At 45.4% G+C, this 19,588-nt stretch carries 16 protein-coding genes; 1 reads left to right on the top strand and 15 read right to left on the bottom strand.

Annotated elements, in window-relative coordinates; translation table 11 throughout:
- Positions 1-2 precede the first annotated feature (2 nt).
- From ACTB0X_RS15285 to ACTB0X_RS15300, 4 genes are all read right to left on the bottom strand, one after another.
- A complete protein-coding gene (locus tag ACTB0X_RS15285) occupies positions 3-179 on the bottom strand; it encodes a hypothetical protein (protein WP_463025922.1) in 177 nt (58 codons plus the stop codon).
- A gap of 44 nt (positions 180-223) precedes the next feature.
- Positions 224-1,363 carry an MBL fold metallo-hydrolase gene (locus tag ACTB0X_RS15290; protein ID WP_463025923.1) on the bottom strand — a complete coding sequence of 380 codons (1,140 nt, stop codon included), beginning with the start codon at positions 1,361-1,363 and terminating at the stop codon, positions 224-226.
- Between the two features lie 313 nt (positions 1,364-1,676).
- Positions 1,677-2,318 (bottom strand): DUF6266 family protein, encoded by a 642-nt coding sequence (locus tag ACTB0X_RS15295; protein WP_272987509.1) that lies wholly within the window; start codon positions 2,316-2,318, stop codon positions 1,677-1,679.
- 178 nt (positions 2,319-2,496) lie between these two features.
- Positions 2,497-2,931, bottom strand: a complete 435-nt coding sequence (locus ACTB0X_RS15300; RefSeq protein ID WP_149393321.1) for a DUF6943 family protein — start codon at positions 2,929-2,931, stop codon at positions 2,497-2,499.
- A gap of 1,541 nt (positions 2,932-4,472) precedes the next feature.
- Here ACTB0X_RS15300 and ACTB0X_RS15305 point away from each other — a divergent pair.
- A complete protein-coding gene (locus ACTB0X_RS15305; RefSeq protein ID WP_339697618.1) occupies positions 4,473-4,658 on the top strand; it encodes a hypothetical protein in 186 nt (61 codons plus the stop codon).
- A 159-nt stretch (positions 4,659-4,817) separates the two neighbouring features.
- Here the strand turns inward: ACTB0X_RS15305 and ACTB0X_RS15310 are convergent, their stop codons facing one another.
- The 11 genes from ACTB0X_RS15310 to chrA form a co-directional block, all read right to left on the bottom strand.
- Positions 4,818-5,792: a DUF1259 domain-containing protein gene (locus ACTB0X_RS15310; protein WP_339676742.1), complete on the bottom strand. Its 975-nt coding sequence runs from the start codon at positions 5,790-5,792 to the stop codon at positions 4,818-4,820.
- A gap of 36 nt (positions 5,793-5,828) precedes the next feature.
- Positions 5,829-6,569, bottom strand: a complete 741-nt coding sequence (locus ACTB0X_RS15315; protein WP_339676744.1) for a hypothetical protein — start codon at positions 6,567-6,569, stop codon at positions 5,829-5,831.
- A gap of 11 nt (positions 6,570-6,580) precedes the next feature.
- A complete protein-coding gene (locus ACTB0X_RS15320; protein WP_149393319.1) occupies positions 6,581-7,297 on the bottom strand; it encodes an ABC transporter ATP-binding protein in 717 nt (238 codons plus the stop codon).
- On the bottom strand, positions 7,290-8,846 hold the full coding sequence (locus ACTB0X_RS15325) for an ABC transporter permease (RefSeq protein WP_339676748.1): 1,557 nt from the start codon (positions 8,844-8,846) through the stop codon (positions 7,290-7,292). The genes ACTB0X_RS15320 and ACTB0X_RS15325 overlap by 8 nt, the downstream gene beginning before the upstream one ends.
- Complete coding sequence (locus ACTB0X_RS15330) at positions 8,831-9,838, bottom strand: extracellular solute-binding protein (protein WP_339676749.1); 1,008 nt, start codon at positions 9,836-9,838, stop codon at positions 8,831-8,833. The genes ACTB0X_RS15325 and ACTB0X_RS15330 overlap by 16 nt, the downstream gene beginning before the upstream one ends.
- A gap of 46 nt (positions 9,839-9,884) precedes the next feature.
- Complete coding sequence (locus ACTB0X_RS15335; protein WP_463025924.1) at positions 9,885-10,238, bottom strand: four helix bundle protein; 354 nt, start codon at positions 10,236-10,238, stop codon at positions 9,885-9,887.
- Positions 10,239-10,329: 91 nt separating this feature from the next.
- On the bottom strand, positions 10,330-12,486 hold the full coding sequence (locus tag ACTB0X_RS15340; protein ID WP_149393315.1) for a DUF5916 domain-containing protein: 2,157 nt from the start codon (positions 12,484-12,486) through the stop codon (positions 10,330-10,332).
- A gap of 11 nt (positions 12,487-12,497) precedes the next feature.
- Positions 12,498-13,571 carry an efflux RND transporter periplasmic adaptor subunit gene (locus tag ACTB0X_RS15345; RefSeq protein ID WP_149393314.1) on the bottom strand — a complete coding sequence of 358 codons (1,074 nt, stop codon included), beginning with the start codon at positions 13,569-13,571 and terminating at the stop codon, positions 12,498-12,500.
- Positions 13,572-13,615: 44 nt separating this feature from the next.
- A complete protein-coding gene (locus tag ACTB0X_RS15350) occupies positions 13,616-16,750 on the bottom strand; it encodes an efflux RND transporter permease subunit (RefSeq protein ID WP_149393313.1) in 3,135 nt (1,044 codons plus the stop codon).
- A 2-nt stretch (positions 16,751-16,752) separates the two neighbouring features.
- The gene (locus ACTB0X_RS15355; RefSeq protein ID WP_149393312.1) at positions 16,753-18,126 is read right to left on the bottom strand and encodes a TolC family protein; all 1,374 of its coding nucleotides are present in this window, start codon (positions 18,124-18,126) and stop codon (positions 16,753-16,755) included.
- A 110-nt stretch (positions 18,127-18,236) separates the two neighbouring features.
- The gene (chrA, locus tag ACTB0X_RS15360; RefSeq protein WP_272987528.1) at positions 18,237-19,586 is read right to left on the bottom strand and encodes a chromate efflux transporter; all 1,350 of its coding nucleotides are present in this window, start codon (positions 19,584-19,586) and stop codon (positions 18,237-18,239) included.
- Between the last annotated feature and the right edge of the window lie 2 nt (positions 19,587-19,588).

Raw genomic sequence — 19,588 nt, forward strand, 5'->3', positions numbered from 1 at the left:
TTTTACTTAATAATCGCCTTTTTTCTTTTCGAAATTAATGCAACCGTTAAAAGTCCGATGCCAATTCCCATTAAACCACCATTGATCAAATCTGGAATATTGAAATAGTGTGCAATGATTTGACTTACAGCTATCATCAGTGCTCCTGCTGTGATTAAGGTATTTGGATTATTCTTCATGATAATTTTTTATTTCCATAAAGGTAGGACTTTCTTATGAACGATTATATCAATTCCTTCCACCAATTGCTATTACTGACTTTTAAATCTTCCAACCAAATGGATTCTCCAATTTTGGGAACAATAACTTCGAGTTTAAGCTTTTCAGCTGCAGCAGTTACTCGTCTTGCAGGATCTGTCCAATCGTGGAGGGCTAAGGTAAATGCTCCCCAATGGATCGGCATTATTTTTTTTGCTTTCACATCTAGGCCTGCTTGTGCTGTTTGTTCAGGCATCATGTGGATTTGAGCCCATTTTTCATTGTATTGTCCACACTCCATCATCGCAAAATCGAACGGGCCGTATTTGTCGCCAATGGCTTTAAAGTGATCACCATAACCGCTATCTCCACTAAAGTATAACGTATCTTCTTTCCCGATGATTACCCAACTGCCCCAGAGTGTAGAGTTTCGATTGGTGACTCCTCTACCCGAGAAGTGTCGGCTTGGAGTAAAGGCCAATTGAATGTTTTCCAATTTCGTTTCATCCCACCAATTCATCTCATGAATCATTGACGGGTCTACTCCCCACGCTTCGAAATGCGCACCAACACCTAAAGGAACGTAAAAGGCTTTTGTTTTGGATTTTAACTTTTGAATCGATCCATAATCCAAGTGATCGTAATGATCGTGAGAAATAATAATGGCATCTATCGTTGGTAATTTTTCAATTTCTATTGGTAATTCTTTAGAATAACGCTTTCCGCCTAGCATTGGATGGGGAGCTGGTACATTCCCGAGCATAGGGTCTAACAGAATATTTTTTCCTTCCAATTGCAACAGGAATGCAGAATGTCCAAACCAGATTAATCGCGTTTTCTCAGTATTCTCGACTACTTGTAATGAGTCAATTTTAATCAGCGGAAGCGCTTTATTTGGGCGTCCGTTTGGATTGCCTTTGATGAACTCGATCATGGTTCCAACCATCGATTGGAAACCCATATCCATTGTCGTTTCAATTAGGTTTTCAAATTTTTTATCCTTTGGATTAAAGTTCTGCTCTTTAGAATATTCAGCTATCTTTTCTTTGGAAGGTGTTCCTCCAAATTCTTTACTAAAATTGACAAAGATTACCCCAACTATTAAAAGTGCTGCAATGATAAGACCTATTGTTATTCCCACTAGTTTTAGAATTTTTTTAATCATTATTTATTGTTCAAAAAGGTTGACGGAGGTCGGATTATTTCACTTAAGACTTTTTTGTAACGTACATCTGTAAAGGGAAGTAATTGACACGTATTCATAAAATTATAATATTTAGTTATTTTCCGATACAAAATATTTGAATTGGTTTTAACTTGCTGTATTTCAGTGTGTTGCTAAAGTAATAGAAACGAATTAGCAACAAAAACAGCTGAGTATTAGCAAAATAAGGGATAAGAAAGGAAAATTAGAGCGGAGCGGACATAAAAAAACCGCTCCACAAAGGAAGCGGTTTTTATCGAAAACACCAATCGCTTTACGCAACTGTTACAGAGCCTAAATAAACGCTGTTAGCGACTTTAGTTCCGTCCTCTGACACAAACCCTAAGAAGACTTCAACGTCTTCTCCTGAGTACTCAGGAGGCACTGGAATGGTCGCTGATCCGGCAGACCTTGCTGGTCCCGCAGTGGTGAACACTGCTTCTCCTCTGGTAGTATTCAAAAGAGCAATCAGAGCTTTGTCTGTTGCCAATGCACTACCACTTCCTGAATTGTCTGTCCAGGTTGCTTCCACGTTTCCAGCACTTGGAGAACTGGCAGCACCGTTTGACGCTCCGGTTAGATTACCGCGAGTAACTAATGCATTTGCATAGTCAATCATGAAGTTTGGATAAGCTCCGGTAATCGCATTGTTCAGGTTGTAAGACATAGCCGCATTGAACTGGGTCATTTTGTTAGCATACAACTTGAAACCGACTCTCAGGAAGTCTGTCATAGGTTGCAAGAACTGCAAGACGGTTGAGAACTTAGAACGCTGGTCAACTTGACCTTCAGTTCTTGGGTTCGCTACACTGGAAGGTTTGATGCGCAGGTAATCGATGCCCTTCCAAGTTCCACCGATTACATTCCCTACCTGGCCTGATACACCACCGAGAATACCCTGATTAATTTTTCCCATCTCTTTACGATTTTTTAGGGGTTAAACATTTGCTTGGACTTGACACGGACTTACCATGGATTTGCCCTTCGCCAACTAAATTACTTCAAGAATTAGGCGGTAGTTCTCTCTTTGGTGTTGTTGCGTTTATGTGCTTTATTTTGCTTTTGTTGCCCTGTTCTTTTGGCAGGTCAAGGATTTATCCTGCGCCTGAATCTTTCATCAAGTCATAAAATATGGCTTGTCGGGCAGTATCAATCGTCTTTAAAGCAACCTTGATTTTTTGCTCATTGGTGTCGAGTAGTCGTAGGGCATGAATAGCCTTTTGAAATGCCTGGGCTTTACAGCTTGCCTTAGTTGAACTTTCCCGGATCAGCTTTCGGGTTTCATCAATTGTCACGAATGGAATTACGGAACCTTTCAGAAAATGATGGAAGGATTTTGACTTCCACAATCCGAAGCAGAGCCAGTAGAGAAATTCCATGTCCTCTTTGTTCTCGATAAGGCAGACAAAGCAATTCGGGCAAGGTTGGTTGAGCGGTTTTCCGCTGTTCAGTCCTCTGTTCAGGATGAAGAAGTGCGGCTGATTGTAGCTGCCATCTGGTCGGTGGGTTTTGATGCGAAACGATTTCATACAGTGAGCCATTAAAGTTTTGCTCGCTGCGCTTCGCACACATTTTTTCAAAAGAGAAAAGAAAAAAGGGAAAAAAAGAAAAGAGAAAGCTGTCTTTCAGGCGGGTGAGGGTCGGCTGTCAAGGTTTTTGGAAAAAATACTACCTGAAGGGTGGAGATTTTTTTCAAAACCCGGAGGGCTTGACCTTGACTGTCCGAAAGTGCGGTGGGCATGTGCGAACCCGCCTATCTTTGCTTTCATCTTTTTAAAATTTTCCCTGTACGAGTAAAAAAAAGAGCCCCCTAAAAAGGGAGCTCTGAAAGGCACAACTCGAACCAAAAGACACGTAGCGTATAATCTGTGATGCCACAACGCTGAATGCCTGCATGGAACGGAAGACCTGAGGTGCGAACGCCCGCCAGCAACCACCGGCTGCCGCAACGGACTCTAAATAATAACTTAAACATAATGCCCTCGCACTACAGGACGGTGCGATTGCAGCAAGGGCTGTGGGAAAAAAATACTACCCGCAGGGTGGAGATTTTTTTTCCAAACAGGCGTAGCGAACCCTTGCAGCTCTCGCATCCGCATGCCTGTAACTTTGCTATATGTTTGAGTTATTTATTATTCCGGAATCAGGGCATTAAGAGGGATAGGAAAATTGAAGTATTATTAGATCAGGAGGCAATAGTTACCATCAGTTCCATTAATCCGATGAATGCCACAATCAGAATTTTAACACATAAAGGACTATCGGTATCTGACTTTTAAACTTTCTCTTCATCCCTGGGGAAAATCAAACAATAGAAGTAATCAAACAACTGCTTCATAGTTGAGGAATATACTTCAATCGGAGTGGGAATCCGAGCGGGAAACGCAGGTAAACCAAGGCGAAGCCATTTCTGCGAGCCGCCTGCGAGCGGAGCAAGGGTGGTGGCTGCAAAAGCCCGAAGAATGAGGGCGGCAGACGCCTACCGTTTACGGCAGGGCTGGCGTGTTTTTTTGCTTTCGGGTCGGCAAAGGCAAGGGTAGCGACTGAACGGAACGAAACGATTTAGGGGAAGGAATGGAGCAATAACTGACTGCAATGGTGTTGGCTGTATTTGTTATCTTTTATCGCACAACAAATACATTGAGGAAGGATTGCAGGCAGATTGCGGAATGACGGTGGGTTGGTTCGTGGAGTGAAGAGAAGGAGCTACTCTTGTGTGCGGTGCTGAAAGTGGCTGAGTTGAAGGAGTGAGGAACGAATGACTGAAACGAAGCGACTGTAGGCACAGGGGAAATTGCAAAAAACATGACAGCCCGATCAGCCCGCAGCGACCCGCAGGCGAGCAAAAACAATAAGCAGCGACAGACCCCCAATAAAAAATATTGTGAGTGTAGCGAACACCTTAGATGGGGTTTGGGGGGATGAAGTAGCTGCGAGTGAGGAAGGAGAGAGTGTGTGAAGCAAAACAAGTGAACGGCAGGTGGCGAGCACCCACTGGAGCGCAAGACACCTGGCAAGTGAACGGTATATGCAAGGGCGACCGAAGGGAGTTCATTTTACCCTTGCAGATATGTTTTTGCGGAACAAAACGGAACGACTGACGAACACCGCTTTACCTGCGTTGGGGAGTGCGTTGGAAAAGCAAGTGTGGCACGGTATGGAATGTAGCGTAGCGGAATGGAATAACGGGCTACTCTTGCTATGCGGTGCTGGAAGTGGGCGAATGAAGAGAGTGAGGTACGAACGAACGGAATGAACCTACTGGAGGCACATGGGGGAAGAGATGGCCCAACTGGAACTAAACTAAACTACCCTTATAAGATTATTTTCTATTGTTGGTTGATTAAAAATCTCCATTTTAGTGTACCTAATTGCCGGGATTGGAAAATCCCGGCTGCTTCTTATCAAATTAAGATCATTTCCTTTTTTGTGTATGGTCAAGTGCAGCTCTGAGCCCTCTCGCAAGTTTTTCCACCTGGCCTGTACCCCAATAGTGCAAGAAGAAGATTCGTGGTTCCTCATGCACCATGTGGTTGTGAACCGCAACTACTTCAATGCCGTTTTCTACCAAAGCTTTGATAACAGGGGCTACTTCATCGGCAAGCATCGTGAAATCCCCTGCCACAGCTGCTTTTTCAGGAGTTCCCTGCCAGCTTGCCCAGGTATTGAAGCCCATGAATGTACTCACCGGAGCGCCATGCTCGGTCAAATTGACATCCGGTCGGCCGATCACTACCTTGTACACACCCCTGTTCATGCTTCCATTATAGCCTAATATATCTGCAATCATTGCAGTGTCCAGGGTATTCTCCACATCCGTCTTGGGACCATCAGCCGGGTTGTTTCCGCGCACTTCCTGCACCTTATCAAATACCGCTTTTACACTGGCAGCCAAATCTGCTTCATCACCCATACCTCCGATGTGCATATACATCACATTGGGACGGTTTCTGACAAAATGGTTGTGAATAGCGGTAATAGTGAGGCCCTGCCGGATCACCTCCTGCTGAACGGGCCAGAGGTCAGTTTCCGTAACCACAACATCACCCATCAGCATGGCCCCCTGTGCTGCCGGGGCAAAGGCCGCCCAGCTTCCCAGTCCCATAGGAGGGATGATCTGAAAGCCATCTACAATGATCTTAAGATCATTTTGCGGGATGGTGACTTTGTATTCGCCATTGTTTTCGGTGCCTTTCAAACCTCCCAAGGCGTTCTCAATGACCTGAATATCCAGAGACTCCAGTTCTATTTTCTCAGCATTGCGAGCAGCTGAGGGAGCGTGCATTTCCTTGTCATTCTCACGCTCTTGCTTTGGAGAACAAGAAAACAGCAATAAGCAAACTGTGATGGCAACCAGGGTGCTTCTTTGAATTTTGGTGATCAATATCATAATATCATGTTTTTTATAATGTTAAAAATTAGTAGTCTATTTAAATTTCTGTATTTCAAAATCATCAAAGTACGTCACGGCATCTGCTTTTGTCCAGAAACCCACTTTACCGGCTTTTGTGAAGGTTTTGTCCTGCACTTTGAAAAGTTCTTTATCCTCAAGAAATACCGTGAACACATCGTCTTTTACAATTAATTTCAGCGTATGCCACCGGTTTCCCATTGGCGGAACATCAACTCCATAAGTCCTTCCTTTACCCACCAGCGGCAAGTCTGTGCGTTTACCGTTTTCTACCTTGTATAATACTACATTGTTTTCGAGCGGATTGGCCCGCACTACGTAGTAGTTGTTCTTATCCGTAAACCGCCAAACAAAGCCGCCTCCCTGATCATGGTTGCCTGTAACGCCTTTCAGCCGGACGGTAAGTACCATGTCTTTTGCCGTAATGTCTTTATTGACCACTATATTAAAATGATTGTTGGGATTGTCGCTGTACAATTGTGCCAGCACTTTATTTCCATTATCCTCTGTCACTTTCCATTCCGTGCCGCCCGATCCGGTATAGTATTCCGACCAGTCGTCCGGCAGTTGACCGGCAGTGTAATTCTCAAAATCAAACCGGGTTGTTTCAGTGGGTTTTACGGAATCAGGAAATTGCGCCTGTTCATTGATTTCCTGGATTTGTTCTTCCGAGTGCCTTGATGTCGAATTACCACATGCAACCGTTACCAAAACGGATGCGATTATGGGCATTAAATAATTTACTGTTGTTTTCATAATTCCTCTCTTCAAGTTTTTAGAAATGATTTTACAAATTCAGATGAAGAACGGCTGACTTCTTCCTTTGATCCGGCAGCCTCTATTTTTCCGGCATTCATGACCACTATGTAATCACCTGTGTTCATGGCTTCTTTCTGGTCATGTGTAACATACAGCATAGTGAACTGTTGCTGTCGCTGAATGTCTTTCAAATGCCCAAGTATGCGCTCTTTTAAATGAGCATCAATATTGGCTAGTGGCTCATCCATCAGGAGTATCTTGGGTTGCAGTACCAGCGAGCGGGCAATGGCCACCATTTGTTTTTGTCCGCCCGAAAGCTGATGCGGGTATTTCCTGGCTTTATCGCTTATCCCGAATAATTCGAGCCATTCAAATATTTTTTCTTTGATGTTTGCTTCTTTGCTTTCCTTCAAGGCAAAAGCAATGTTTTTGTACACCGAAAAATGCGGCCAAAGCGCCAGATCCTGAAAGACAAAACCAACCTGACGTTGATGAGGTGGGATAAGGATGACACCCTTTTCGCTTACTTTAACTCCGTCTATTTTTATCACCCCGCTGGAAGGCCTCTCCAAACCGGCAATTAATCGCAGCACAGTAGTTTTACCACAACCGGAAGGACCCAGCAGACAGGTTGTTCCCCCTTGCTCAAAAGAATAGGAGAAATTGTTCAACACTTCTTTATCTCCATAGCAATGGGTGATATGTTGCAGGATGATCTCAGGCATATTGATATCTTTTGAACAACCATTTTCCAGCCACAAAAAACAGCGCGATCAATGCTATGGTTACAGCCAGATTGATCAGGGTCATGCTGCTGGTAAGGGCTTCCGGTGCATTGGCGCTGATGGTGAATGTTTTGACCGGCATCAGCTCCATACCGGGAGGATAAACCAGCATGGTAACCCCCAGCTCTCCCAGGCTTAAAATGAAGGATAGAACAAATGCGGCAAATAATGATGGTACCAATAAAGGCAGATTGATCTTCACAAATATTTTCCAGGAAGGTATGCCCATCACAAGGGCTGATTCCTCCAAAGAAACCGGTATTTGCCTGATACCATTGCCGATGATCCGGGAAGCGATAAAACCAAACTTGCCGAGATAGGCAAGCAGCAGAATTGCGGTAGTGCCATATATAAAATTCATGGCAGGCAGATTATAATACCTTATCAGGGCGATGCCCAGCACGGTAGAAGGAACAATAAAAGTCAGTAAAAGCAATACATTGGGCAGCCGGTTTCCCATACGGTCTTTAGCGTAGGCCGTCCAGAGGCCAACAGATGTCAGCAATAAGGTGCCCGACAGGGCAAGTTTTACCGATTGCAGGGCAGCCGGACGCATCAGTATCCATGCTTCCCTGAAGAATAAGGTTCTTCCGCTCAACGACTGTATTCCCAGCATAAAGACAGGTATCAGCAAAACCATTATCAACAATAACCAAAGCAAAGCGTGAAACAAGGCTTGCCGCTTCTGGATATTGTATTTTTTGGACACGCCTCCCTTTACCGACACGGAAAAGAATGGAGCATCTGAAAGGTAGCGGGCTTCTGCCAGCATAAGCAACAGGCATATAAACAGCAATAAAACAGATTGCCCGATAGCCAAGGGGAAATTATACAGGGCAGAAAACTGGGTAAATATCTCAGTGGTAAAGGTGCGCACGCCAAAGAAAGCAGGAACTGAAAAGTCACTGAGACTGAATATCAGGACGAGCAGGAACGAGATTGTTAAGGCAGGACGGATCAAGGGGAGGACAATTTTCACCACCATTTTCCTGAAAGGCATCAGCATTAATCCGGCTTCTTCATAACCGGCATCTACTTGGGACAGTGCACTTCCGGTAATGAGCATCGCCAAGGGGAAAAAGACTATGGTATGTACCAGGATCACACCTGCATCTGAATAGATGGCAGCATTATTTCCAAATAGCCAGAAAAAACCATCTTTCCAGGCCACCGCAAAAATATAAGGGGAAATGAGTAAAGGCAGTAGCAGCGCCACCTTGTAAATGCCGATGAAAGCAAACCGCAGTTTGTAGAGAATAAATCCACATACCGTTCCTGTGAAGGTGGCAAGCAAAGCCACTATACCAGATATCAGCAGGCTTTTGCCAACAAGAACCAATGTCTCCCTGCTAATGGAAGACAAAAGCGCTGACTTATCTTCACCACTAAGCCATTGCAGAAGCAGTAATACCAGTGGCAACCCTAGCAGCAGAAACAGCAGCAGTGAAGGAACCATCCGTATAATATGCCTGACTATTGCTCTGTCCATGCTTTTAGCCAAGATTGTATTGCTTCCAGTTTATCAGAAGTCTCTTTGTAATCGATTTTCATCGGTTGAATGTTATCCAATGAAGGAACATTTTGCGGCACTTCCGTTCCTTTGATCAGCGGCATCTGTGCACAGGATTTGGCCAGTTTCGTTTCCGTTTCCCGTGTCAGCAGGTAGTTAATGAGCTTTTTCCCGTTTTCATTTTGAGGCGAACCTTTGATAAGACTAAGCGCATTGGGCATGATGAGCGTCCCAATGCCATTTTCCTGTTGATCCAGGAAGATATAATCCACCTCATCACTTTCTTTTTTGGCTTCAAAAGCATCATCGGTATCGGTGAGGCCAAAGGCCAATTCTCCGTTCATCACCCGCTTTTTAACGTCCCCATTGCTGGCAGCTATCACCACTCCATTGGCTTTAATATCATTCACCCACTGTTCGGCTTTCTCATCGCCTAATGTCACAAATAAAGCAGCCATGTGGAAAGTGGTGGTGCCGAACAAGGGGTTGGCAATGGCAAACTGATCTTTGAAGCGGGGTTTTGTGAAGTCGAGAACAGACCGGGGCAATGAATCAGGAGAGATAAGCGTCTTGTTGTAGATCAGCACCCTGGCCCTGGCTGAAAAACCAATCCAATGGTTATCCTTTTCTTTGAACTGGGCAGGGATGAGACGGGTCTGTTCCGATTGATATGCTTCGGTGATACTTTTGGACTGTAGCACCCCGTTGCGCACCGGGTCACCGCTCCAAAATACATCGCACCGGGGATTGTTTTTCTCTGCTATCAGCCGGTTCATCACTCCGGTGGATTTGGTTTCTTCGGTATCGTACACCGCTTTTACTTTAATGCCGGTTTCTCTTTCAAAATCCTTCAATACAGGTTCCGAAAAGACCTGGTCAACGGTGCTGTAAACGGTTACTTCATCGGGTGGAGGGTTACATGCCGTGAGTAGCAGGCAAATAGTGGTGAATAGGATTGTTAGTTGTTTCATAATCCTGAAAGCTGGAAGTTGGGAGTAGGAAGCTGGAGTTTCATCATCATTGTAGTTTTTTTCGGTATGCAATAATCATATTCATCAAGTCAAATGCTGCTTTATAATTGTTCTGAAAGACATCTTCTGCCATGTACTTTCTCCGTTTTGCTTTGTGAAGGCAAGTAACTACTTCAGCAATAGACCGTATGGAATAACCCAAGAATTTGCTGTTCTCCTTGTTCGATTGAAGTATGGAACCTTCTGCAATGTTCAGAGCAATCGAATCCACTGCTCTCCGAATCTGCGAAGTCAGGTTATATATTTCGGATTTGGGGGATTTATCTGCGATCTGATAAACTTCCTCTCCCAAATTCATAGCGTTTTGCCAAATGAGTAATTTTTCAAATTTATAGCTCACGTTTACTATTTTTATTTTGACTTAATCTGTCAAGCTATTTCAGGACATGACATGATATCCCAACTTCCCTCTTCCCTCTCCCAACTCCCTTCTAAATTACAAATCTCCAAATCAATTTCCCCAGGATGGTTGTCCTTTCAAGTTTCCAATCATTCCCTGATGTATCATAGGCCTGGTTGACAATGAAAAAGAAATCAGCCCCGATAATCGGTATCCATTGCAAACGAAAATTGAGGATGGCCTCCTCATCTTCGCTGTTCCACTGTGAAAACAATGATCCAAACAAATTCGGGTTGACTGCATATTCCATCCGGCTTCCGATCAGGTCGGTATCAAAGCTTCCTTCCGGTAAGTCAATCCAGTTTTTCTCATAGTTAGCGCCTATTTTAAGATAGCGGCTGGCTCGCCAGGAAAGTTCGTATGTACTTTCGGTACTTTTGCCTGTAAAGAAATCTCCCCAGTTTATTCTGGAATACACCGACCAGGTGCGACCACTGAATGTAGCGGCTTGTATTTCCATCCGGTTGTACCAGTAATCGCCTTCAGGTATGGTAATGCCTTCTTTGATCTCAAAAGGTTCACGCAAACCTTCTGCCTTCCTTTGCAGGTTAAACTCAAAAAATTCCCCGCTGCGTGTTTCAAAGCCTAATGGCCGGATTTCATAAGAGAACGATTGCAGTTCCCCTGTATCATCAAAGACAAAGTAGTTCATATCAAGCCCCTTAAAGCTGAACTGCCGTATCCATTTCAGAAAGTTTTTAGGCCGGGGCTTCCATTCGAGTTCTGCATAAAACTCCTGGAAATTGTCCCTGCGCAGGAAACCCACCTCCGGGTTGAAAGCGGGAGCGCTTCGTTGCCAGGCCATATCAAATTCCACTTTGTCGTTGGGATAGCTCAGATAGATGCGGTGAGCATTGGCTTTAGAATCATAATTATCAGAATTAATATTTTGAGTAAAAGAAGCTCCAATATTCAAATTTTTATCACCGAATAGCTTGGATGTACTGTAAAGCCCGTAGCCACCGGTAGTGCTGTGCCAGCGTCCATTTTCGTATTTATTGGCAGACAGAATGCCTATGGAGGATTGTTTCATCACATCCTGACGCCAGCTTACCACTGAGTAGTTGGTGGACGGAATGCTGTCCCGGCTTGCTGTCTGCATAGACAATGCTCCCAGGGTGGAATTTTTTACTTTACCCAGAATCCTTGCCCCGGCAATAATGGGTACGGTGGAACGGTCTTCGGCCAACCCAATCCTCCTGCTATAAAATGGGATAATGCTATTTCCCATTCCCATATCAAAATAGTCCTGTCCTTCCAGGAAAAACTCCCTGCGCTCCGGGAAGAACAGGGGAAATCGAGTCAGGTTGATCTGTTGCCGGTCGGCTTCCACCTGCGCAAAGTCAGTGTTTAGGGTAAGGTTCATTCGGAGGGTGGGTGTAATGAGGTAGTTAATATCGCCTCCGGCATTCCATTGCCCTTCTTCCTGACCCGGTGTAAATTCACCCCCGCCAATGGTATAAGGTTTTATCTCAATAAAATCCTTGCTGACGATACTATCCAGGCCAGCCAGGGTACCTGCCCTGTTCAACAGTTCCAGTTCGGAATCCCGTGACCAGCCCTGCCAAAGCAGTTGCTCACGCTTTCTGCGAATATTCCGCTCAAAGTTGATGCCCCATATCTGCTCCTGTGCATCAGTGGGGAATTTTAAAGTGGAAAAAGGGATGGCTATTTCTGCAAACCAGCCTTCATCGGTAATAGTGGTTTTGGCATCCCAAACGCCATTCCAGAATTTATTAAAAGATTCACCGTTATTGAGAACCTGCGCATCCGCTCTTGCCGCATTGGGATTGATAGCAAACAGGAATCCGTTGCGGTCGTCATTGTAGGTATCAATGATCACCTCAAAATTGTCTTCTCCTCCCCAGTCAAAGTCTCTTTTCATCTCGCGGGCTATTATCTTTTGAGGATTCCTGTCATATCCCCAAAACCCGATGTACAGGGTTTTGGCAGTATATAGAATCGCAACTTCTGTTCTTTCGGTAGCCGGTTCACCAATGTTCAATTCCCGCTGTGTGAAATTGTTGATATGTACGGCTCGCTTCCATACTGCTTCATCCGGCTTGCCATCAAGCTGAATTTCTTCCTGAACGTACTCTGCGTAAATCGTATCCGGTTTACTTGTTTGGGCTTTGCAAGTAGCATAGCAAATGGCCCAAACCAGAAACGTGATAAAGAAACGGCCCATACAAACGGAAGTTAGTTGATAGGCATTCCCTCTGTCATTTCTTCATTGGGCTGCAAGAGGATGTGATCCCCGGCATCAAGCGCGCCAAACACCTCAACCGTACTTTCGTTTTTCATGCCTGTTTTTACTTCTACCCATTTCAGCTTACCCTCTACCACCTTTCCCACAGCTTTTCTACGGAGGGTGGTCAATACAGCACTTTGAGGTACCCACATACTTCCACCGGTTCGCTGAATATGTAATTGTATTTCTGCAAAAAGCCCTGCATTCAACTCACCTTTTTGATTGTGCACGATAAATTCCCACATCTCTGTGCGGGTGTCCGGATCGATGCTTCTGGCTCTCCGGTAAAAATCTGCATTGAACAATGTCGCGGGAAATGGCTCTACTTTAAATGTCACAGCGTTCTCCGCCACAGAACTTCCGGTCAAGGCTTCCGGCACCGGTACCTTTAACCGCAATTTTTGATTGTTTTCGATCACCAACAAAGGGACACCATTATTTCCTCCGACAAGATTTCCCGGATCGGTATTCCTTTGGGTGATCACTCCGTTGAAAGGTGCCCGGATGGTAAGATAATCCAGCAATTGTTGCTTTGCCCTGGCGGTATAATCTGCTGCCACCAGCCGGGTGCTGTCAGCCATAGCTTTGTTCTTTGCTTTGATCAGGTCGGATTCTGAAACCGTACCAGGCTTTCCGGAGGCTTTCACCAACCGCTCAAAGACATCTTTGCTGCTCAAATAATCTGCTCTGGCAGACTCTACCTCGCTACGGGCTTCAGCATAAGCTGCCTTTACTTCCGGTGCTTCTATTTTTATCAGGACTGCTCCTTTTTTTACTTTATCACCAATATCCACCAGCACCTCGCTTACATATCCCTGCACCCTGGCATTCAGCCCGGCCTTTTCAAAAGCATGCAACTCTGCCGGGAGTGTCAGGGCCTGTGGGGCATTTTCGTAACTCACTGTTATTATTTCCGCTTTTTTTGCCGGCCCACCTTTGCTTTCCATGTTGCTGTTTTCAGCTTTATTCGAACAGCCAGAAACAATGGCCATATATAAAATTGGTAGGATGTATTTTCTCATTATGTTTAAACTTTACTGTTTTTTCTGGTTTCATGTAAATTTTACTACTGTCCAAAATAGGCGCTCTGCTCATCGTCCGGATCGAGTGATATGCTCTTATAGTGTTTTCTTCCCGTAAGTTGCCAGTAAACGGAAGGCAGGATGAACACGGTGGCAAACACGGAAAACAGCAACCCGCCAATCACGGCTATCCCCAGTGGGGCGGTTTGCTCGCCTCCCTCGCCCAGTCCAAGCGCCATAGGAGTCATACCAGCTATCATGGCAATGCTGGTCATGAGTATGGGTCTCAACCGATCCTTTATTCCTTCCAGGTGTGGGTTTTGTCTTTGATCTTTCCGATATTGCTCGGCTATGGTGACAAATAAAATGGCATTGGCCACCGCCACCCCTATGGCCATGATACTGCCCATGAAAGATTGAATATTGAGCGTGTTCCCACTTATCCAGATAAGAAGGAAGGATCCGGCTATGACGGCAGGAACAGTAGATAGCACTGCGAAGGAAAGCCGGAACGACTGAAAGCTGGCTGCCAGTAGCAGAAATATTACAGCTACTGCCAGCAAAAGGCCGGTGCTCAGTTCATCAAAGGTTTGGGTGAGAGGTTCTGCGAGTCCTCTGAATTTAACACTCATCCCGGCAGGTGGTTCACCCATTGCATTCACCTCATTACGTAGGGTTTTAATGGCGCTTCCCAGGTCTTTGTTATGCAGGTTTCCTGTGATGGTGATGAACCGTTGCTGGTTAAGGCGGTCGTATTCCCCAATCACGGTAGCCGGTTTCCATTTGCTCACGTCACCCACATAGACGGTTTTTCCATTTTCCGATTTAAGCGGCACCTTTTCGATATCACCGGGTTGATCTACCATATATTGTGGAAACTCTACCTGTACTTGATAAGCATTACCCGATCCGGCATCCAGCCAGTAATTGGGCTGGGTGAAACGGCTGGAAGAAGTGGAGGCCGTTACCGACCGGCTGATGTCTTCAATGGTAAGGCCCAACTGGCCGGCACGTACACGGTCGTACTCCAGGTCAATGGAAGGATAGTTCAACGGAATGCCAAACTGTACATCCCGCATAAAAGATAACCCTTCTATTCTGTTCTTTATTTCTTCAGCAAATTTTCGTGATTCAACAAGGTTTTTACCCTGCACGGCAATTTCCACCGATGTATTGGCCCCCTGGCTCATCACCTGGTCTACCAGGTCAGCAGGTTCGAAAGAGAGGCGCATTTCAGGTATGGTTTCCGCTATGCTTTTCCTGAGGGTTTCTTTGAGGACGTCCAAGTCTTGTCCTGTTTCTTTCAGCTTGATCTTGACAACTGCCTCATGCGGACCACTTGTCCATAGAAAAATAGTATTGACCGGGTAGCTCGGAGGCTGGATGCCGACAAATGCTGAAGTGATCTCTACGTTTTCTCTACCCACCACCTCGTCTACTACCTCCAGGAATTTTTTTGTTTTCTCTTCAGTGTTTTCGATACGGGTGCCATCGGGCATCCTTAACCGGACTTGCAACTGTCCGGAGTTTACTTTTGGAAATATCTCTGTGCCGGTAGACTGCCAAACGGACGCAAGCATAGCAATAATGACTACCAGGTAAATACCGATGGCCCATCCGCCCATGTTTGTGATACCTTTTGTATATCCTGTTACCCGGTTTCTAAACCGTTGAAACTTTCCATCTTCGTTTTTAGGAACATGATCTTTCAAAAACCAATTGGAAAGAATGGGTACCATTGTTTGAGAAAGCAGAAAAGAGGCGATCATGGCAAAACCTACCGCCAGCGTAAGCGGTAAGAACATGGCCCTGGGCGTGCCGCTCATAAAAAAGGACGGGACAAATACGGCAAGGATGCTGATCAGGATGAGGAGTTTGGGCAAGGCAATTTCTTTGCAGGCATCCAGAATGGCCCGGGCCTTCGTCTTGCCCATTTCCTGATGCCGGTGGATATTTTCAATCGTCACAGTCGATTCATCTACGAGAATACCTATCGCCAGTGCCAGTCCGCCTAACGTCATGATATTGATTGTCTGTCCGGTCAGATAGAGGCACACTACTGCCGATAATATGGCAAGCGGTATGGTGAGAACCACAATGAGTGCACTGCGCCTGTCACCCAGGAACAGCAATACCATTAAGCCGGTAAGCACTGCTCCCAATACCCCTTCAAAGGACAGGGTTTTCAGGGAGTTGATCACGTAACCCGACTGATCAAATTCATAACTTACTTTGATGTCATCCGGCACAGCCGCCTGCATTTCCGGCAGGCTTGCCTTTATGCGCTTGACGACATCCCAAGTGGAAGCGCTCGCCCGTTTGGTTACCGGAATATATATGGAGCGGCTTCCATTGATCAGGGCATAGCCTGAAGCCACATCGGATCCGTTTTGCACCTCGGCTACATCCCTTACGTATACAGCGGGTCCGGAACCTTTCTTTAAGGGGATATTGGCCAGCTCCTGAATATCACTTACCACCGTATTCTGATTTGCGATCAAGAGTTTGTCCGCTGTCCGGATGTTGCCGGAGGGAGATATGGTGTTGCCTTTGGCAATGGCCATAACCAGTTCATCCGGGCTGATGTTGTAACTACGCAGCTTGGAAGGGTCTGCCTTGATGAGCACCGTACGCTGGTTTCCGCCAAAGGGAGGAGGAGCTGACACGCCCGGGATAGAAGCAAATTTGGGGCGTACTTTAAAAAGCGCCAGATCTTGTATTTCACCCAAGGACCGGGTTTCACTGCTAAAAACCAATTGGCCTACCGGTGCGCCTCCTCCGTCAAACCGGGTAATAAAAGGGGGTACGGTACCCGGAGGCATAAATGCCCTGGACCGGTTGACCTGGGCCACTACTTCCGCCAGAGCCTGAGACATATCGGTTCCTTCATGAAAGGTGAGCTTCATTAAGGAAACGCCCTGGATCGTTTTGCTTTCTACTTCTTTTATACCATTAATGTACAGGAAATGATATTCGTAGTAGGAGGTCATAAAACCCTCTATTTGGTTGGGAGCCAAACCTCCATACGTTTGAGCCACATATATAGTTGGCGTACCCAGCTTCGGGAATATATCGACCGACATGTTCCGGATAGCCAACACAGCAAAAAACACGATAGCCAAAAGGGCTACCATAACTGTTAAAGGTTTCCTTAAAGCAGATATTATTAGTTTGATCATCTCTATAATTGGTTTAAAAAGATTTCCAGATTACCATTTATAGCGGCTACATACAGTAGTGCTTTCCAGGCTTCCCAATAGGATCTTCGAAGTTCGATTTCTGCTGTTACCAGCTCATTCCGGGCTTCAATCAGCTCCGTAAAGGTTATCAGCCCTGCCTGGTACTGGGATTGTATGGCTTCATACGCATAACGGGCATCCTGGAATTGTACAGGGGTTTCCCCGGCAATGGCCAGTGCAGTGATTAATGTGTTATCAGCAACGGACTTTTGCTTATTGAGGGCCAGGCGAACTTTTTCCAGTTCTTGTTTATCGGCATCAGCTTCCAATTCCCTTGCTTTCCACTGGGTTTGATAGCGGAAGATCTGGGTCAGCGGTATGGCAAGTTGTACACCAATGCCATAATTGAACCGGTTGATATTAAATCCGTCAGACGGGTTATCGACAAAGGTGGTGCCGTTGTTGCTGAGCTGCACACCGGAACCACGACCATAAGCAGTACCCAATACACTTAGGGTGGGCAGCCAGCTTAGTTTCTCCGCTTTATATTGGAATTGTGATGTTTTCCACTCGGCTATAGCCAACTGTTCTCTCGGATGGATCATTTCTGTATCTCCTAATAACTGTGGCAATATTCTAAAAAAGGTCGAATCCACCAGGTTTTCAGGTAAATCAGCCGCAACCAATTCCGACAGTGTTGCTTTATATTCATGAAGGATATTTTGTTGTTGCAGGATCTTAATTTTCGTCTTGGATAGTTCGGTATGAAAACGTGCCGTATCCACCCCCGAAACCAATCCGGAAGTAGCCAGGCTTACGGCTTGTTCGTAATTTGCTTCGGCTCTTTTCCGATCGCTTTCCAGTACATCCAGGATTTGAAGGGCGAGGAGGTAATCCAGGTAGGTGCTAGATAATTGCACGTTATGTTCCAATAGCGTAAGGCTTTTCATGGCCACCCCGGCCTCATAGGTGCTTTCGGCTGCTTTTATCTCATTGCCTCTGCGTCCGAAGGTGTAAGGCTCCCATTTCATGAGCAAACCGGCAGCCGAACCCCAGACCATATTGTTGAGATTCTCAGTAGATGGGGGACCGCTCACCGGTAAAATGTATTCAGGATAGAACATCCCGGTGAGGTTGTTATAAGTCGAATAGTTGGCCTGGGCAGAAGCATTAATATCGGGTATAATTGTACGCCTGGTGGATTTGACCCTTTCTCCGGATGCCTCCTTTTGTGCCTCTGCGGCAAGAATTGCGGGGTAGTTTTTTGTGGCTGTTTCCAGTAGCTGTTTTATAGGAACCTGGGTCTGGGAATGTACATTCGTCCAGGCAAAGGTAATGATGGCTACTAGCAGGGGGATCTTGAATATTCGAACCATTTTTCAATTTTGTCATTAATTATCACAAACCTATAATGCGATTCTGTAGAAATATGGGAATGGAGTTGGAAGCGGGGAAATGGGGAGAAGGAAGTGGGGAGGGACTTATATTATGAAAAGGTGAAATAATACAGGATGCCGCATATTATACTGACCAGGATTGTTTTCAGCATGTCCCATTTCAGGATGAAATAAACAAATGCAGCAATAAGTCCAATCACCAATGAAGGAATGTTAATTGTAGCCCACTCAGGTATCATCCACCTAATCCCCAGGGAATGGCTTTCGTTTACTTCTCCAAAAAGTGTATGGATAGCGAACCACACGCCAAGGTTGAGCACGACTCCTACAACAGCAGCCGTAATTCCGGACAAGGCAGTAGTGACGTTTTTATTGCCTCTTAAATACTCAATATAGGGAGCTCCGGTAAATATAAACAGGAAGCAAGGCACAAAAGTAGTCCAGGTTACCAGTAAGGAAGCTAAGATTCCGGCCAGAAGTGGATCCATCGTACCAGATAAACGATAAGCTCCCATAAACCCGACAAATTGCACAACCTGAATGAGCGGCCCGGGGGTGGATTCTGCCATGCCCAATCCGTCAAGCATTTCCCCACTTTTGAGCCAGCCGTAATCCTCCACAGCTTTCTGGGCTATATAAGCCAACACTGCATAGGCACCACCAAAGGTGACCACAGCCGTTTTGCTGAAAAACAGGCCTTCCGAAAAGAAAATATTTTCTGTTCCTATCCACAGGGCGATCAGTACTAACGGCAGTGCCCATAAGGTTATGAACAGCAAAACTGTTTTGACTGTTTTCTTTATTGAAGGCTTAACGGGCTGAATATAACTGTCAATGAAATAATTATTATCCTGATCCGATTTGGCCTCATGTCCTTTTATTACATGAAATTTTTCTTCCCAAATTCTGCCACCAATAAAACCGGTCAGCCCTGCCACAATAATGATGTAAGGAAAATCCACCTCGAAGAAAAATATGGCCACAAATGCCAGTGCAGCCATTATTATCATCACTTCATTTTTTAGCGCCCTTTTACCTATTTTGATGACCGCACCAATAACGATGGCCAGCACTGCTGGCTTTATACCAAAAAATATGGCTTCAACGATTCCTACGTCCCTGTAGGCTGCATAAAGAATACTCAGGATCAGAATGGAGATGAATCCCGGCAGGATAAACAGTACTCCGGCAACCAATCCTCCTTTGGTCTTGTGCAATAGCCAACCGATGTAAGTGGCCAGTTGTTGTGCTTCAGGGCCCGGCAACAACATGCAATAATTCAATGCATGTAAGAAACGGTTCTCGCTGATCCATTTTTTTTCTTCTACCAATATTTTGTGCATCACGGCAATTTGACCGGCCGGGCCTCCAAAACTGTAGATGGCAACTTTAACCCACACTTTTAGGGCTTCTTTATAGGAGACCTGTTTATCGATCATAT

The organism is Acidiluteibacter sp. (assembly GCF_055129545.1).

What these genes read in the sequence shown, in the direction of transcription:
- ACTB0X_RS15285 (WP_463025922.1), bottom strand. Translation starts at nt 179, where the DNA reads ATGAAGAATAATCCAAATACCTTAATCACAGCAGGAGCACTGATGATA.
- ACTB0X_RS15290 (WP_463025923.1), bottom strand. Translation starts at nt 1,363, where the DNA reads ATGATTAAAAAAATTCTAAAACTAGTGGGAATAACAATAGGTCTTATC.
- ACTB0X_RS15295 (WP_272987509.1), bottom strand. Translation starts at nt 2,318, where the DNA reads ATGGGAAAAATTAATCAGGGTATTCTCGGTGGTGTATCAGGCCAGGTA.
- ACTB0X_RS15300 (WP_149393321.1), bottom strand. Translation starts at nt 2,931, where the DNA reads ATGAAATCGTTTCGCATCAAAACCCACCGACCAGATGGCAGCTACAAT.
- ACTB0X_RS15305 (WP_339697618.1), top strand. Translation starts at nt 4,473, where the DNA reads ATGTTTTTGCGGAACAAAACGGAACGACTGACGAACACCGCTTTACCT.
- ACTB0X_RS15310 (WP_339676742.1), bottom strand. Translation starts at nt 5,792, where the DNA reads ATGATATTGATCACCAAAATTCAAAGAAGCACCCTGGTTGCCATCACA.
- ACTB0X_RS15315 (WP_339676744.1), bottom strand. Translation starts at nt 6,569, where the DNA reads ATGAAAACAACAGTAAATTATTTAATGCCCATAATCGCATCCGTTTTG.
- ACTB0X_RS15320 (WP_149393319.1), bottom strand. Translation starts at nt 7,297, where the DNA reads ATGCCTGAGATCATCCTGCAACATATCACCCATTGCTATGGAGATAAA.
- ACTB0X_RS15325 (WP_339676748.1), bottom strand. Translation starts at nt 8,846, where the DNA reads ATGGACAGAGCAATAGTCAGGCATATTATACGGATGGTTCCTTCACTG.
- ACTB0X_RS15330 (WP_339676749.1), bottom strand. Translation starts at nt 9,838, where the DNA reads ATGAAACAACTAACAATCCTATTCACCACTATTTGCCTGCTACTCACG.
- ACTB0X_RS15340 (WP_149393315.1), bottom strand. Translation starts at nt 12,486, where the DNA reads ATGGGCCGTTTCTTTATCACGTTTCTGGTTTGGGCCATTTGCTATGCT.
- ACTB0X_RS15345 (WP_149393314.1), bottom strand. Translation starts at nt 13,571, where the DNA reads ATGAGAAAATACATCCTACCAATTTTATATATGGCCATTGTTTCTGGC.
- ACTB0X_RS15350 (WP_149393313.1), bottom strand. Translation starts at nt 16,750, where the DNA reads ATGATCAAACTAATAATATCTGCTTTAAGGAAACCTTTAACAGTTATG.
- ACTB0X_RS15355 (WP_149393312.1), bottom strand. Translation starts at nt 18,126, where the DNA reads ATGGTTCGAATATTCAAGATCCCCCTGCTAGTAGCCATCATTACCTTT.
- chrA (WP_272987528.1), bottom strand. Translation starts at nt 19,586, where the DNA reads ATGATCGATAAACAGGTCTCCTATAAAGAAGCCCTAAAAGTGTGGGTT.